13 protein-coding genes are annotated in these 15,824 nt (G+C 53.2%); all 13 read left to right on the top strand.

The window, feature by feature from the left end; translation table 11 throughout:
* The first annotated feature begins 15 nt into the window (after positions 1-15).
* Positions 16-1,701 carry a 30S ribosomal protein S1 gene (gene rpsA / locus ACZ9BE_RS16405; protein ID WP_016770920.1) on the top strand — a complete coding sequence of 562 codons (1,686 nt, stop codon included), beginning with the start codon at positions 16-18 and terminating at the stop codon, positions 1,699-1,701.
* A gap of 192 nt (positions 1,702-1,893) precedes the next feature.
* Positions 1,894-2,172, top strand: coding sequence for a hypothetical protein (locus tag ACZ9BE_RS16400; RefSeq protein ID WP_236168429.1), 279 nt, complete (start codon positions 1,894-1,896; stop codon positions 2,170-2,172).
* Between the two features lie 153 nt (positions 2,173-2,325).
* A complete protein-coding gene (ihfB, locus tag ACZ9BE_RS16395; protein WP_007950920.1) occupies positions 2,326-2,622 on the top strand; it encodes an integration host factor subunit beta in 297 nt (98 codons plus the stop codon).
* 30 nt (positions 2,623-2,652) lie between these two features.
* Positions 2,653-2,892, top strand: a complete 240-nt coding sequence (locus ACZ9BE_RS16390) for a LapA family protein (protein ID WP_095182239.1) — start codon at positions 2,653-2,655, stop codon at positions 2,890-2,892.
* Positions 2,893-3,115: 223 nt separating this feature from the next.
* Entirely contained in the window at positions 3,116-4,192 is a 1,077-nt protein-coding gene (gene rfbB / locus ACZ9BE_RS16385) for a dTDP-glucose 4,6-dehydratase (RefSeq protein ID WP_095182238.1), read from the top strand.
* The gene (gene rfbD, locus ACZ9BE_RS16380) at positions 4,189-5,082 is read left to right on the top strand and encodes a dTDP-4-dehydrorhamnose reductase (protein ID WP_095182237.1); all 894 of its coding nucleotides are present in this window, start codon (positions 4,189-4,191) and stop codon (positions 5,080-5,082) included. Before rfbB ends, rfbD begins: the two co-directional genes overlap by 4 nt.
* Positions 5,079-5,969, top strand: coding sequence for a glucose-1-phosphate thymidylyltransferase RfbA (rfbA, locus tag ACZ9BE_RS16375; protein WP_095182236.1), 891 nt, complete (start codon positions 5,079-5,081; stop codon positions 5,967-5,969). Before rfbD ends, rfbA begins: the two co-directional genes overlap by 4 nt.
* A 53-nt stretch (positions 5,970-6,022) precedes the next feature.
* Positions 6,023-6,946, top strand: coding sequence for a glycosyltransferase (locus ACZ9BE_RS16370; RefSeq protein WP_095182235.1), 924 nt, complete (start codon positions 6,023-6,025; stop codon positions 6,944-6,946).
* Complete coding sequence (locus ACZ9BE_RS16365) at positions 6,943-7,896, top strand: UDP-glucose 4-epimerase family protein (RefSeq protein WP_095182234.1); 954 nt, start codon at positions 6,943-6,945, stop codon at positions 7,894-7,896. The genes ACZ9BE_RS16370 and ACZ9BE_RS16365 overlap by 4 nt, the downstream gene beginning before the upstream one ends.
* Before the next feature lie 401 nt (positions 7,897-8,297).
* Positions 8,298-9,305: a glycosyltransferase family 2 protein gene (locus ACZ9BE_RS16360; protein WP_256584405.1), complete on the top strand. Its 1,008-nt coding sequence runs from the start codon at positions 8,298-8,300 to the stop codon at positions 9,303-9,305.
* Positions 9,306-9,421: 116 nt separating this feature from the next.
* A complete protein-coding gene (locus tag ACZ9BE_RS16355) occupies positions 9,422-10,240 on the top strand; it encodes an ABC transporter permease (RefSeq protein ID WP_095182233.1) in 819 nt (272 codons plus the stop codon).
* The gene (locus tag ACZ9BE_RS16350; protein WP_095182232.1) at positions 10,230-11,537 is read left to right on the top strand and encodes an ABC transporter ATP-binding protein; all 1,308 of its coding nucleotides are present in this window, start codon (positions 10,230-10,232) and stop codon (positions 11,535-11,537) included. Before ACZ9BE_RS16355 ends, ACZ9BE_RS16350 begins: the two co-directional genes overlap by 11 nt.
* Positions 11,534-15,721: a methyltransferase gene (locus ACZ9BE_RS16345; RefSeq protein ID WP_423521667.1), complete on the top strand. Its 4,188-nt coding sequence runs from the start codon at positions 11,534-11,536 to the stop codon at positions 15,719-15,721. Before ACZ9BE_RS16350 ends, ACZ9BE_RS16345 begins: the two co-directional genes overlap by 4 nt.
* The last annotated feature ends 103 nt before the right edge of the window (positions 15,722-15,824 follow it).

Raw genomic sequence — 15,824 nt, 5'->3', positions numbered from 1 at the left:
TCTACAGGAATTAAAATGAGCGAAAGCTTTGCGGAACTCTTTGAAGAAAGCCTGAAAACCCTGAACCTTCAGGCAGGCTCCATCATCACCGGTGTTATCGTTGATATCGATTACCAGGCTCGCTGGGTAACCGTTCACGCTGGTCTGAAGTCTGAAGCACTCATCCCGCTTGAGCAGTTCTACAACGATGCTGGCGAACTGAACATCAACGTTGGTGATGAAGTTCACGTTGCTCTGGATTCGGTTGAAGACGGCTTTGGCGAAACCAAGCTGTCCCGTGAAAAAGCCAAGCGCGCTGAATGCTGGATCGTTCTGGAAGCAGCCTTCGCAGCCGAGGAAGTGGTCAAGGGCGTTATCAACGGTAAGGTTAAAGGCGGCTTCACTGTCGACGTTAACGGCATCCGTGCGTTCCTGCCAGGTTCCCTGGTTGACGTCCGTCCAGTGCGCGACACCACGCACCTGGAAGGCAAAGAGCTGGAATTCAAGGTCATCAAGCTGGACCAGAAGCGCAACAACGTTGTCGTTTCCCGTCGCAGCGTCCTCGAAGCCGAGAACTCCGCCGAGCGTGAAGCTCTGCTGGAATCCCTGCAGGAAGGCCAGCAAGTCAAAGGTATCGTCAAAAACCTCACCGATTACGGCGCATTCGTCGATCTGGGTGGCGTGGACGGCCTGCTGCACATCACCGACATGGCCTGGAAGCGCATCAAGCATCCTTCCGAGATCGTCAACGTTGGTGACGAGATTGACGTCAAGGTTCTGAAATACGATCGCGAACGCAACCGTGTTTCCCTGGGCCTGAAGCAACTGGGCGAAGATCCATGGGTTGCTATCAAAGCCCGTTACCCAGAAGGCACTCGCGTAACTGCTCGTGTTACCAACCTGACCGACTACGGCTGCTTCGCTGAGCTGGAAGAAGGCGTTGAAGGTCTGGTGCACGTTTCGGAAATGGACTGGACCAACAAGAACATCCACCCTTCGAAAGTCGTACAAGTCGGCGACGAAGTGGAAGTCATGGTTCTGGACATCGACGAAGAGCGTCGTCGTATCTCCTTGGGCATCAAGCAGTGCAAGTCGAACCCATGGGAAGACTTCTCTGGCCAGTTCAACAAGGGCGACAAGATCTCCGGCACCATCAAGTCGATCACCGATTTCGGTATCTTCATTGGTCTGGACGGCGGCATCGACGGTCTGGTTCACCTGTCCGACATCTCCTGGAACGAAGTGGGCGAAGAAGCCGTACGTCGTTTCAAGAAGGGCGACGAGCTGGACACCGTCATCCTGTCGGTTGACCCAGAGCGCGAGCGCATCTCCCTGGGCATCAAGCAACTGGAAAGCGATCCGTTCTCCGAGTACGTCTCGGTTAACGACAAGGGCGCTATCGTGACCGGTACCGTGAAAGAAGTTGACGCCAAAGGCGCCATCATCGTTCTGGCCGACGACATCGAAGCTACCCTGAAAGCCTCCGAAATCAGCCGTGACCGCGTTGAAGACGCGCGCAACGTTCTGAAAGAAGGCCAGGAAGTTGAAGCCAAGATCATCAGCGTTGATCGCAAGAGCCGCGTAATCCAGCTCTCGATCAAGTCGAAAGACGACGCTGAAGAGAAAGAAGCCATCCAGAGCCTGAAAGCAGCTCCGGAAGGCGAAGCAGCTGACACCACTATGGCGGCACTGCTGCGTCAAGCAATGGCCAAACAGAACTGAGTTCTGCTTGATCATTAAAAAGGGCGACTTCGGTCGCCCTTTTTTGTGCCTGCAATTTGGTCTTTGTACGTGCGTGCATGAAACCATTGGCTTCCCCTGCGGGTCTGTTTCTTTAATCGGATCAATCGCCTATTCGCGACTAAGCTTGATCTTGAGTATTAGTCGTCAGGCTTGCCTGGCATAAGGAAGTGGATGAACAAGTTATTTGTTGTTGCGGTGGTCTTGGCGCTGGCAGGTTGCACCACCAGCGCGAAAACCCATGCGGTGCGCGGCGTCAGTGGTATCGAGGTCGATTGCTCAGGGTTGGGTTCCGGTTGGGAAAGGTGCCAGAAGCGTGCAGCGAAGGAGTGCAAAGGTAAGGGCTACAAGGTCATCACCCGCTCTGATGATGCGAAAGATGAAGATGAATACCCGTTTGGCTTCAATCCCGCAGGCTTTGTAACCCGGACCATGCTGGTGATGTGTCGTTAGGTGAGCAGCGATCCGACTCGCCACTGGAGTGCCCTGAAAATGGGCGTTTTGACCCCGGGAAAGATATGTCAATCCCTGGGCTGTTCAAATTCTTCCGGGCATGCTAAAACCTTTCAAGCGCTGATCTAGCTGCTTGAAAAAGAAGGGAAAAATATGACGAAGTCGGAGTTGATCGAACGAATTGTCACCCATCAAGGGCTACTCTCATCCAAGGATGTGGAGCTGGCCATCAAGACCATGCTTGAACAAATGTCTCAGTGCCTCGCCACCGGTGATCGTATCGAGATCCGTGGATTTGGCAGCTTCTCCCTGCACTATCGCGCACCGCGCGTCGGCCGCAACCCGAAAACCGGCCAGTCGGTAAGTCTGGACGGTAAATTCGTGCCGCATTTCAAGCCGGGCAAGGAATTGCGTGATCGCGTGAACGAGGAAGAGGAGGAGGGCGCTTGATCTTCGCTATTCAAATTCGAGGGCGCGTGAATGCGTAATCTGAAACGCATACTGCTTGGCGTTTTTCTTCTGCTGATGGTTCTGGTTGTTCTAGCGTTTGTGCTGGAGAATCAGCAATCTGTTTCGCTTTTGTTTCTGGGTTTTTCCGGCCCGCAGTTGCCGGTGTCGGTTGTTGCAGTGCTAGCGTTGCTGATCGGTATGCTCATCGGTCCTGTATTGGGCTGGTTTCTAGGGCGTACATCGAGAGCGGCTCGTAAACGTCTGGTCTAAAAGCGACAGGCGCACGGCATCTGTCGAAATTGCGCCTCAGCCTGTCTTTATCCATTAGTAAAAGCATCATTAAGCTGTAAAATGCGTCCCTTGTTCGATCGTGCCTTAATGCATGTCGATTCAGACTGACTCTGACGGATGCCAACTGGTAGTGGCCTCTGCATTCATGGATTAGACCGCGCTCGCTGGCAGCGCTGTCCGCAGCTCAAGGGTATCGTTTCGCGTGAAAATTCTAGTTACCGGCGGCGCCGGCTTCATTGGCTCGGCAGTCATCCGTCACATCATCTCTAGCACTGCCGATGCGGTCGTCAACGTCGATAAGTTGACTTACGCCGGCAATCTGGAGTCGCTGGCGGAAGTCAGTCAGAGTTCTCGCTATGCCTTTGAACGCGTCGATATCTGCGATCGTGATCAGATCGACCGCGTTCTGCGTGAACATCAACCGGATGCAATCATGCACCTGGCCGCTGAATCCCACGTTGACCGCTCGATCTCCGGCCCGTCCGAGTTCATCCAGACCAACATTATTGGCACTTACACACTCCTAGAAGCTGCGCGCCATTACTGGGCTGCTCTGGATGACACCCGCAAAGCCAATTTCCGCTTCCACCACATCTCGACTGACGAAGTTTACGGAGATCTCGAAGGTCCGGAAGACCTCTTCACCGAAACCACGCCTTACCAGCCAAGCTCGCCATATTCGGCTAGTAAAGCCAGCTCCGACCACCTGGTTCGTGCCTGGGCCCGCACTTACGGCCTGCCGACACTGGTTACCAACTGCTCGAACAACTACGGCCCATGCCATTTTCCTGAGAAGCTGATCCCGCTGATCATTCTCAATGCGCTGGAAGGCAAACCCCTGCCGGTGTACGGCAAAGGCAACCAGGTTCGTGACTGGCTGTATGTCGAAGATCACGCGCGCGCGCTTTATAAAGTCGTCACTGAAGGCGTCATCGGCGAGACCTACAACATCGGCGGTCATAACGAAAAACAAAACATTGAGGTAGTGCATACCCTGTGTGCGTTGCTCGATGAGTTGCGTCCTGATTCTGCCCATCGTCCGCATGCCAGCCTGATTACTTATGTTCAGGATCGTCCTGGACATGACGTGCGTTATGCAATCGATGCGAGCAAGATTCAGCGTGAGCTGGCTTGGACTCCGAAAGAGACTTTCGAGACTGGCATTCGCAAGACTGTCGAGTGGTATCTGACTAACACCGAGTGGGTTGAGCATGTGAAGAGCGGCAGCTACCAGCAGTGGATTGATCAGAACTATACGGATCGCTCGAATAAAGCATGAAGATCCTACTCCTAGGAAAGAACGGTCAGGTGGGCTGGGAGCTGCAACGTTCCCTGGCTCCGCTAGGTGAACTGGTCGCTCTTGATCGTCACCTTGTTGATGGCCTCTGCGGTGATCTGTCGAATCTTGAATCCTTGCGTGCAACGATTCGTCAGATAAAGCCCGACGTTATTGTTAATGCTGCTGCTTATACGGCGGTTGATAAAGCTGAGTCGGAAACCGAATTGGCAGATCGCGTAAACGGACTCGCGAGCGGCGTCATGGCGGAAGAAGCCGCAGCGTCGGGCGCATGGCTGGTTCACTACTCAACGGATTACGTCTTCAGTGGCCAAGGCGTCACGCCATGGCAGGAAACAGACGCTGTTGCGCCAGTGAACCATTACGGCGCCAGCAAGCTCGCCGGCGAGCAGGCAATTATCGCGGCGGGTTGTAAGTATCTGATCTTTCGTACTAGCTGGGTTTACGGAGCTGGCGGCAACAACTTTGCGAAGACCATGCTGCGCTTGGCCAAGAATCGCGAAACATTAAATGTGATTGCGGATCAGATTGGTGCTCCAACCGGTGCTGATCTGATTGCTGACGTTTCGGCGTTGGCTATTCAGCGAGTTATCAGTCGTCCAGAGTTGGCTGGCCTCTATCACTTGGCCGCTGCGGGCGAAGTGTCTTGGCATGGGTATGCCAGTCACGTCATAGACTTCGCTAAAGCCCAAGGTGAGGAGTTAGCTGTAACGGCGGTCAACCCGATTGAAACCACAGCCTATCCTACACCTGCACGTCGCCCTCTGAACTCACGATTGAATACTCAGAAGCTGCGCGACAATTTTTCTCTACACTTGCCGGATTGGCAAAGTGGTGTAACCCGAATGCTTAGGGAAGTTCTGAACAAATGACCACGACAAATCGTAAAGGCATCATCCTCGCTGGTGGTTCGGGCACGCGCCTGCACCCGCTGACTCTTGGTGTTTCCAAGCAAATGTTGCCTATTTACGACAAGCCGATGATTTTTTATCCGCTGTCCGTTTTGATGCTGGCGGGTATGCGAGAAATCCTAATTATTTCCACGCCGGAAGATTTGCCGTGCTTCCGTAAACTGCTGGGTAATGGAAGCGTGTACGGGATCAAGCTTACTTATGCCGAGCAGCCTAGTCCGGACGGCCTGGCCCAGGCGTTCATTATTGGTGAAGAGTTCATCGGTCAGGATCCATGCTGTCTGATTCTGGGGGACAACATCTTCTACGGTCAGCATTTCTCGGACAACTTGCGCTCCGCCAGTACCCAACAAAAGGGAGCTACCGTATTTGGCTACCACGTCTCCGATCCTGAACGCTTTGGTGTCGTCGAGTTTGATAAAAGTGGCAAGGCTTTGAGTATCGAAGAGAAGCCGCTGAAGCCAAAATCGAACTATGCGGTCACCGGTCTGTATTTCTATGATAACGATGTGGTCGAGATCGCCAAGAACATCAAGCCCTCCGAGCGTGGCGAGCTGGAAATCACCGACGTCAACCGTGCGTATCTGGAGCGCCAGACCCTGAGCGTGGAAATGCTCGGTCGCGGGTTTGCCTGGCTGGATACCGGTACTCACGACTCTCTGCTTGAAGCCAGTCACTTCGTTCACACGATCGAACAGCGTCAGGGTCTGAAAGTGGCGTGTCTGGAAGAGATCGCCTATCACAATGGCTGGATTTCTGCCGAGCAGCTTAACGCACAAGCGCAAGCACTGAAGAAGACGGGTTACGGTCAATACCTTCAGAAGTTGCTGGACTCGCCGTCTGCCTGATCGAAAGTTCTGACTTTCGCAATGCTATGTTTAACGCTGCAAGCAGGAATGGCATGCCAGTAGAACATCCCAAGGTTGCGATTTTGCTGGCCGCCTACAATGGCATGCAGTGGATCGAGGAGCAGTTGGCCTCGATCCTCGGTCAGACAGCTGTCGACGTAACCGTTTATATAAGTATTGATCCCTCCACTGACGGTACTGAGGCATGGTGCGCCGATTATGCTGCACAGCATCCGAACGTAATCGTCCTGCCCGACGCCGGTGCGTTTGGTGGGGCCTCCCGCAACTTCTTCCGTTTGCTTCGAGATGTTGATCTTGAAGGCTACGATTTCATCGCGTTCGCTGATCAGGATGACGTCTGGTATCTGGACAAGATCGAGCGCGCTATCCGGTCGATCAAATCTCTTGGCGTGGATGCTTACTCGAGTAACGTAGTTGCGTTCTGGCCTGATGGTCGTAACCAGGTACTGGACAAGGCCCAGCCGCAAACCCGCTGGGACTTTCTCTTTGAGGCTGCCGGACCGGGCTGTACGTATGTCATGAGCCAAAGGATGATGCAGTTGCTGAAGGTCTCATTGTTGAAACATTGGGATGCCTTGCAACAGGTCAGTCTGCATGACTGGTATTGCTATGCGTTCGCACGCAGTCGTGGTGTACGCTGGTTCATTGATCCGCAGCCATCCATGTGTTATCGCCAGCACGAAAGTAATCAGGTCGGGGCCAATTCAGGTATAAATTCACTGATTGCGCGTTATAAAATTATCCATGACGGTTGGTGGTTTTCTCAGATTCGAATGATTGCGCAGTTGGTGGGTCTCGCCGATGATCCATTCGTCCGGCAATGGTTACCTTTGGGGCGTCGACAATTATTGCGGCTGTCGTTAAAAGCCGGTGAATGTCGTCGTCGAACCAGGGACAAGCTGTTCTTTTTCTTTATTTGTTGCGCGACTGCCGTGATCGGGAAGAAAAACAAATGAAAGGTGCTCGGGTATTGGTGACCGGGGCGACGGGGTTTGTCGGCGAGGCCGTGGTGTTCCGCCTGCTTCTCGACAAGATCTACACACCAGTTGCGGCTGCACGTAGCGAAACTCGGTTGAGTGGTTTGTGTGATGTCGTGCCTTTTGATTTGGATGAGCGCGTTTTATTGCCGCCATTGAATAATATCCAGACGGTGATTCATTGTGCGGCCAGGGTTCATGTAATGAACGAGTGTGAGGCTGATCCGCTTGCCATGTTTCGGCAAATGAATGTGCAGGGCACTGCGCGGCTGGCCCGTCATGCGGCAGCGTCCGGGGTAAAGCGCTTCATCTTTGTCAGTTCGATCAAGGTCAATGGCGAAGAGTCACCCGCCGGGAGACCCTTTACCGCAGCCGATATTCCCGCGCCTGTTGATCCTTACGGTATTTCCAAGTGCGAGGCAGAGGAAGTCGTGCGTCAAATAGCACTGGAAACCGCAATGGAGCTGGTAATTATTCGACCGCCCCTGGTTTACGGGCCGGGCGTCAAAGCTAACTTCCTAAATATGATGCGCTGGTTGCAAAAAGGATTGCCACTGCCATTGGGCGCATTGGGCAATCGCCGCAGCTTAGTGGCAATCAGTAATCTGGTGGATCTTTTGGTGACCTGCATCGATCATCCACAAGCAGCCAATCAAACTTTTCTGGTAAGTGATGGCGAAGATCTTTCGACCACTCAATTGCTTCAAAGGATGTCGAGCGCCCTGACTGTGCGAGCGCGATTGTTGCCCGTGCCTCCGTTTGTTCTGCGCCTTGGGGCAGCTTTATTGGGTAGGAGAGCCTTAGCTCAGCGACTCTGCGGCTCGTTACAGGTCGACATGGAAAAGACGCGCACAATACTGGAGTGGACGCCGCCCATCAGCGTGAGCCAGGCACTTCAGGCCACTGCCAACCATCTCCGGGAGCGCTAAATGTGTCAGTATTCTTTATGGATGTCACTTTTTCGCTAAGGCTTGCTCGATAAAGCACAGCAATTGATCTGACCCTCGATGGATTGGCAGATTGCCACCCTTTTGCCAATTAGGGCGCCTTGATACCCTACGCAGCCCAAATCCGTACGCCTTGGCAGGATTTTTCCGGCTGAAGGCAACATTCTGATTACTCTTTTCATACCATGACCACCGCCTTGTGCTGTTGAAGGTGGTGATGTCACTGGGCTATCAAATTGGTATGACTTATAATGGCAAATTTTTCGCTGTCGGGAGCGGTCCATGAGAGGGGCATGTAATTTTCATGCTGCCAAGGCTGTACCTCTTGATGTTGAGCGAAACGACATCGTCATTATTTTTTCTTCAATGCAATGGAGTGCTCGGTGGTAGCCCCTCTTCCACAATTTGATCAGACAGGCGAGCAGCCTGGCGGCGATTCTGACTTTAGTATTCAAGGTCATGAAACGCAATCGGCCCGCGTAACGATTCTGATGTGTACCTACAACGGTGAACGCTTTCTCGCACAACAACTGGATTCGATAGCTCGCCAGAGTTATCGCGAATGGACCGTCGTTGTTTCTGATGACGGTTCTACCGACGCGACACTGGATATTCTGCGCCAGTACAGCGCGATCTGGGGAGAAGGCCGGTTGACCATTCTGCAAGGGCCCAAGCGAGGGTTCGCGGCTAACTTCATGTCCGTTGCCTGCGATGCGCCCGTGCAATCGCAATTTTATGCGTGGGCCGACCAGGACGATATCTGGCAAGCCAATAAACTTGAGTCTGCCGTAAAGGTATTGGAGGCGCTGCCGTCCGGTCTTCCTGCTTTGTATTGCGGCCGGACCGAGTTGATTGGTGACTCGGGAACGGTCATCGGTCGCTCGCCGCTATTTTCTCGCCCCGCCAGTTTTGGCAATGCACTGGTACAAAGTCTGGCCGGGGGGAATACTATGGTATTCAATCATTTGGCTCGGGACGTACTCTGTCATGCTGGCGGCCAAGTGGATATCGTTTCCCATGACTGGTGGGCCTATCTACTGATTACCGGGGTGGGTGGCGAGGTCGTCTATGACGCCTCGCCTTCCATTCTGTACAGGCAGCATGAAGCGAATCTGATTGGCGCCAACTCAGGAGTGCGCGCACGGATCATGCGCTTGCGGATGATGTCTACGGGTCGCTTTCGTGACTGGAATGACAAAAATATCGCTGCACTTGAAACGGTTCGCTCAAGCTTGAGTGCAGACAGCCTGCAGACCTTTGAGCAATTCAAGAAAGCCCGTGATTCAAAAGGATTCGGCCGTTTCGTCTGGCTTTACCGCGCGAAGGTCTATCGGCAGACGTGTTTGGGTAATCTTGGGCTGCTGCTGGCCGCGGTGCTCAACAGAATTTGATGCCCTCATCGTGCAAGGCAGGACGTGAAATTGCTCCGTGGCGTCCTCCCGGTATCTCAACAAGAGAGTTTTTGTATGAAGTCTGTCTCCCTCGATTTATCTCAGGTGTGTGCATAATGCTTAATTTTTCCACGTCGCCAAAGGAAATGGTCAACAGTTTCTGGCGTAATCGGAGCCTGATCGCGGCGCTTGTACAGCGAGAAGTCGTTGGGCGTTATCGTGGATCGTTCATGGGAATTCTCTGGTCGTTTTTTAACCCCGTGTTCATGTTGGTTGTCTACACCTTTGTCTTTAGCGTCGTTTTCAAGGCACGCTGGAGCGGCGGAAGTGACTCGAAAACCGAGTTTGCACTTATTCTGTTTGCGGGACTTATCGTCTTCAACTTCTTTGCGGAGTGTTTCAATCGAAGCCCGACGCTGATTCTCTCGAACGCCAACTATGTGAAGAAAGTCGTGTTTCCATTGGAGATCCTTCCTTGGATCACAGTCGGTTCGGCGCTCTTTCACATGGTGATCAGCCTGACTGTGTGGTTGCTGGCCTATTTGATACTGTTTGGCACGCCGCACCTGACCGTCCTGTTGTTCCCGTTGATTATCCTGCCGTTGATGCTGATGATCATGGGTTTGACGTGGGCCTTGGCGTCGCTCGGCGTTTACTTAAGAGATGTCGCGCAATTCATCGGCATCCTGACCACAGTCCTGATGTTTCTGTCGCCTATTTTTTACCCTGCCAGTGCGCTACCTGAGAAGTATCAACATCTACTGATGCTCAATCCGCTGACGCCTGCAATCGAGTACGCCCGGGACATTCTGTTTTGGGGAAAACTGCCTGACTTTACCGTATTGGGCATTTATCTCGCCGGCTCGGCGTTGATTGCATGGCTTGGATTCGCCTGGTTTCAGAAAACACGAAAAGGATTCGCCGATGTCATCTGAGGTCGCTATCAAGGTTCAAAATCTCAGTAAGTGCTATGAGATTTACGACAAACCGCGCGACAGACTGCTTCAGATGCTCAGTCGCGGGAAGAAAAAATATTGCCGTGAGTTCTGGGCGCTACGCGACGTTTCCTTCGAAATTCGCAAAGGCGAGACGGTCGGTATCGTTGGCCGCAACGGCAGTGGCAAGTCCACCTTGCTGCAAATTCTTTGCGGTACGTTGAATCCAACCAGTGGTACGGTTGAAACCCATGGCCGGATCGCTGCATTGCTCGAACTGGGCTCCGGATTCAATCCCGAGTTTACTGGACGCGAGAACGTCTACCTGAACGCCTCGATTCTGGGTTTGAGCAAAGAAGAAATCGACGCACGATATGATGCGATCATCGAATTCGCGGACATTGGCGATTTCATCAATCAACCGGTCAAGACATATTCGAGCGGTATGTTGGTGCGACTGGCGTTTTCCGTTCAGGCGCAAGTCGAGCCCGATATTCTTATTGTCGATGAAGCGCTGGCAGTGGGGGACGCAAAATTTCAGGCCCGTTGCTTTGATCGGTTGAAAAAGCTCAAGGAAAACGGCACGAGCATTCTGCTGGTAACGCACTCCAGCGAACAAATCGTTACGCACTGTGACCACGCCTTTCTTTTGAACAACGGTGTGCAGCTCGCTGAAGGCGAGCCGCGCATGGTCGTCAACCGTTACCTTGATTTGTTGTTCGGCAAGACTCAGCAATCGGCCTCTGTCGAAAGTGCAGAAGCGTCTGACCAGTTGGCAGCGTATCAAACGCCTGAAGGCGGCCTCGATGTATTTGAAACGCATCCGAACTACAACCCGAACGAATATCGTTGGGGTGACAGATCGGCCACTATCATCGACTTCCACCTGAGCGCAGAAGGGCTTGAGTACCCGATTGCCCTAGACACTGGCGTGCAGATCAAACTATCGGTATTTGTACGGTTTGATACTGATCTGGTGTGTCCGATTCTCGGGATGACGATCAAGACCAAAGAGGGCGTTACCCTCTATGGCGTAAATAGTGAAACGCTGGATTGCCTGGAATTTAGAACGTGCGGGCGCAAGGGCGAGATCGTCGAAGTTGAGGTACTTATATCTTGTGATCTGGCCCCAGGTGACTACTTCATTTCTGTCGGAGTGTCGACCAAAGATGGCGAAGAGGTTACTCCCCGTGACAGGCGTTATGATTCGATCCACTTCCAGGTTCGTCCGACTGACAAATTTTTTGGGCTTGTAAATCTGGACTCCAGCATTCGTGCCAAGAAGGTTTCAAATTGAATATTTTATTGAAACAAGCGGGCTATCAGCTTAATGACGAGCTCAACATCTGGTCGAGGCCGGATTATTCGAGCATCAACTACAGCGATGGTGATAGCACCGAACTGCGCATAAAATTCTTGATCGATCAGGCCAGTGACGTCAGTGTTTTTTCTGATGAGCTGCGAAGATCGTGCACCGATTGGCCATCGCTTTATTACCTCTCAAGTACCCGTTCGAACTTGTTGCGGGTGTTCGATGCCGATCTGCGTGGCGATGTGCTCGAGATCGGCGCCGGTTGTGGTGCAATTACCCGGTATTTAGGTGAGCAGGGCGGCAGGGTGCTGGCGCTGGAAGGTAGCTCGCGTCGCGCCAGCATCGCCCGTGCACGCACCCGAGACTTGCCAAACGTCTCGGTTCTGGCTGAGTCGTTCGAGAAGTTCAGCATTGATACCCAATTCGATGTCATCACCCTGATCGGCGTTTTTGAATATGCCAACCTGTTCGTAGCCGGTGATAACCCGGGTGCGAGAATGCTTGAGAAAGTTCGCTCACTGCTTAAGCCTGACGGTTTGCTCATCATCGCGATCGAAAACCAGCTCGGCTTGAAATATTTTGCTGGAGCGCCTGAAGATCACGTGACGACGCCGATGTACGGTGTCGAGGGGCGCTATAACAGCGCTACCGTGCAGACCTACGGGAAAAAAGCTCTCGCGTCGTTGTTGGCGACAGCCGGGTTTACCTCGAGTGAGTTCTTTGCGCCGTTTCCCGATTACAAGTTGCCCGTTTCGATCATCACCGAAGAGGGGTTCAAAGATCCTGATTTCGATGCCAGTGCATTCGCATCGCAAAGTGTACAGAGAGATCCGCAATTGCCGGATCTGTGCACCTTCTCACTGGAATTAGCCTGGTCGCAGATTTTCAGGAACGGCTTGGGCATGGATATGGCCAACTCCTTTCTTGTAGGTGCTTCGACGGTCTCGCGCAGCGCAGTCGACCCGCAGACCCTGGCGTATCATTACAGCTGCGATCGACGCTCGACGTATTGCAAACGTTCGGAATTTCGTCGCGATTTCGAAGATGCGATCAATGTGCATTACCAAAAACTCGGGAAGACTATCGATGAGGGTGAAGGGCAATCGCTCGTCACTTTTAATCTTGCTGCGTCCGAGCCTTACATCAATGGTTATGTGCTTGGCACTAAGCTGATCGATATAGTCAACGCCGAGGGCTGGACTTACGCAGGTATCGGCGCCTTCCTCAAAAATTACCTGAGCATGCTAAACGTGCTCTGTGATAACGCCGAGAGCCAGCCGGGTGAGGTGTCGGGAGCGTTGATCGATGCGGTCCCGCAAAATATTGTGATTGATCTGGACGGCCGTCCGCAGTTGATCGACAAAGAGTGGACGCTCAACACGAATGTTCGCTACGAGTACCTGCTGTTCAAAGCGCTAACGCAGTTGCTGGGTTCGATTACACGTATCAGCAAGGGCGCAGAGGCTGGCCCGGTTACACGCAAAGACTTTGTATTCCGAGCTTGCGAAGCCGCCGGGTACCCACTTTGCGAAAAAGATGTGGAAGAGTTTCTGGCCATCGAGGCGCAGATACAGAATGCGATTAACGGCCGAAGCCCGAGTGAATTTACGGCGTGGGGCGAAGATCGATTGATTGTCGAAGACAATCTGTTTTCTGCTTTCAGCAGTTCGCAGATTTCATTGGCTCAAACCCGTGAAGCGCTTGCAAGCGCTGTCACTGACGCCAGGCAGAAAATCGAAACGCTGAGTGCAAAACTGGACCAGCGTGAAGCTGACTATAATCAAGTCATTAACTCCAACTCTTGGTTCATCACGAAACCTGTACGCTTCCTTGTGCGCTCGTTGCGGCAGGGGAAAGGCGTGTTGCGCAGCAAAGTGGAGACTTCCAAGCAGGCGCTGACGGCCTATCTGCGCGGCCAGGAAGCCAATCTGCCACAGCCGGTTGACGACGTAATTGAAGCGCCTGTCGCGCGCACTCGCTCGGTCAGCGTCATTCTGCCAATCTATAAAGATGTCGAAATGACTCGTCGCTGCATCCTTGCCGCGATGCCAGGGATTATTGCTTTCGACTCCAAACTGGTCGCGATCAATGATGCGAGCCCAGATGCAGGCATGCAGGCCATGTTGATCGAATTGCAAATGCAATGGCCGCAGGTGATGACCGTTCTCGAAAACGAAGTCAATCTTGGCTTTGTCAAAACCGTCAATCGCGGCATGCGCCATGCCAGCCAGGACGATATCGTTTTCCTTAACAGTGATGTCATCGTGCCTGTTGACTGGCTGGAGCGGCTGACCGCTGAGGCGTACATCGCGCCAAACATCGGTACCGTTACACCGTTTTCCAACAACGCGACTATTTGTAGCTTCCCGGCGTTTCTTTACGAAAACCAGCCAGCCTTTGGTTTAAGCGTCGAGCAGATCGATGCTGTGTTTTCCGGCCCGCGTTTGCCGGTCAGCCAGGCACCGACAGGTGTAGGTTTCTGCATGTACATTCGCCGCGATTGTCTGGATGTCGTGGGGCTGCTGAACGAGGACAAGTTCGGCAAAGGTTATGGTGAAGAGAACGATCTGTGCCAGCGCGGGCTAAAAGCCGGTTGGCTCAACATCGTGACCCCTAACCTGTATGCATTTCATGAGGGCGGGGTCAGCTTCTCCTCTTCCAAGCAGGCGTTGACCGAGCATGCAACCAAGGCCATCACCGAGCTGCATCCGGATTATCACTTGGATATCCAGAGGTTCATCGCAGCTGATCCGCTGAAAGCATTACGGGTAAAACGTCTTGCGCAATTGATCGCATCGTTGGACCGGCCAAAGGTCTTGCACATTTCGCATGAGGCTGGAGGCGGTGTGCAGCAGCATCTGGACGAGTTGGCAGACGCTCTTGAGTCCGATGTTTGCTGCCTGTTCCTGGCGCCTCGTCGTGGCCAGTCCGCCGTTACTTTGCGGATGGGGAGTTTCCCGGGGGCTGACGAGCTTCTTTTCCAGTTGCCGGAAGAGCACAACCTTTTGGTCGAGTTCTTGAAGGGCTGTGGTGTCGGCTTCGTGCACTTCCATCACACGCTCGGTCTGAATTCGCAACTGGTTCAATTGCCCGCTGAGTTGGGCACTGAATATGCATTGACGGTTCATGATTATTACTGGCTATGCGGCAACCCTACACTGACCGATGCGCAGGGCGTTTATCCGGGCAGTTATGCCGACGACATCGTCAATCCTGACTTCCCTCTGCCGGATGGTGTATCGCCGGCACAATGGCGTGAGCAATTGCGCGGCTTTATCGACGGGGCGAAAGCGGTAATTTTCCCTTCGGCGTACACCCTCGCCAATTATCGACTCAACTTCGAGTTACGTAACGCTGTCGTTGCAGGTCACGTAGAGCACAAACGCAATATTGGGCAGGGTGTCGCGGCTGTCGCGCAAAAGATCCGCTACAACGTGGGTGTTATTGGTGCTCTTGGTAAAGAAAAGGGTGCCGATTATCTGGAACAAGTGGCGGAGGCGGCAGCGACGGTCAATGCACCAATCAACTTCCGGCTGGTCGGTTTCGGCTACAGAGAGTTGGGCGGTGTCCTGACTACAGGTCGTTACGATGCCAGTGAGCTGTCTTCCCTAATGGCCGCAAATGAGTTTGATGTCGTCCTGTTTCCAAGTCTGTGCCCGGAAACCTACAGCTATACCCTCAGCTATGCGCTGGAAGCCGGGTTGCCAATTATTGCGCCAAACATTGGGGCATTCCCGGAACGATTGTCCGGACGTGAAAACACTCTTGTTTATGATTATGGGCTCGAGCCAGCCGAGTTGATGCGGCGAATCAGCGACTTTGTGAAAAGGCTCGCTGCCGGTGAGCAGTTGACTGCGCCTGTCGTGGACACCCACCTGCAGCAGCCAGCGTTTTATAGCGTTGATTACCCGGCCTTATGCGGCGTGGGCAGTGATAAGCACAGCAAACCAAAAAACGGTTTCGAACTGCCGAAATTCTCGGCCCCGACAACTGTGTATGAGGCGCCGCTGACGACCAAGGAAATCGCGCTATTGGCCATCTGGACGCTTTACCGTCATCCACGCATGGAGCGCATCAGCCATGCGGTGCCTTACTCACTACGGCAAAAAATCAAACGCGTGCTGAGCAAGCGTCCGCTGCATGAGATCGTGGATGTGAACAAAAACTGATGCAGTGCGCCCGCCTGGCTTATCGAACCCCTTGATCGGCCAGGCGGGTGCAATGGTTTTTGTTTGCCAGTGACGAATGCTGGCTTTTATTTGGAGCTACTGC

Source organism: Pseudomonas sp. TE9122 (genome assembly GCF_056278925.1).
The sequence above is the reverse complement of the archived record's forward strand: the minus strand, read 5'-3'. Positions and strand labels throughout refer to the sequence as shown.

What these genes read in the sequence shown, in the direction of transcription:
- ACZ9BE_RS16365 (WP_095182234.1), top strand. Translation starts at nt 6,943, where the DNA reads ATGAAAGGTGCTCGGGTATTGGTGACCGGGGCGACGGGGTTTGTCGGC.
- ACZ9BE_RS16390 (WP_095182239.1), top strand. Translation starts at nt 2,653, where the DNA reads ATGCGTAATCTGAAACGCATACTGCTTGGCGTTTTTCTTCTGCTGATG.
- ihfB (WP_007950920.1), top strand. Translation starts at nt 2,326, where the DNA reads ATGACGAAGTCGGAGTTGATCGAACGAATTGTCACCCATCAAGGGCTA.
- ACZ9BE_RS16400 (WP_236168429.1), top strand. Translation starts at nt 1,894, where the DNA reads ATGAACAAGTTATTTGTTGTTGCGGTGGTCTTGGCGCTGGCAGGTTGC.
- ACZ9BE_RS16355 (WP_095182233.1), top strand. Translation starts at nt 9,422, where the DNA reads ATGCTTAATTTTTCCACGTCGCCAAAGGAAATGGTCAACAGTTTCTGG.
- rfbA (WP_095182236.1), top strand. Translation starts at nt 5,079, where the DNA reads ATGACCACGACAAATCGTAAAGGCATCATCCTCGCTGGTGGTTCGGGC.
- ACZ9BE_RS16370 (WP_095182235.1), top strand. Translation starts at nt 6,023, where the DNA reads ATGCCAGTAGAACATCCCAAGGTTGCGATTTTGCTGGCCGCCTACAAT.
- rpsA (WP_016770920.1), top strand. Translation starts at nt 16, where the DNA reads ATGAGCGAAAGCTTTGCGGAACTCTTTGAAGAAAGCCTGAAAACCCTG.
- ACZ9BE_RS16350 (WP_095182232.1), top strand. Translation starts at nt 10,230, where the DNA reads ATGTCATCTGAGGTCGCTATCAAGGTTCAAAATCTCAGTAAGTGCTAT.
- rfbD (WP_095182237.1), top strand. Translation starts at nt 4,189, where the DNA reads ATGAAGATCCTACTCCTAGGAAAGAACGGTCAGGTGGGCTGGGAGCTG.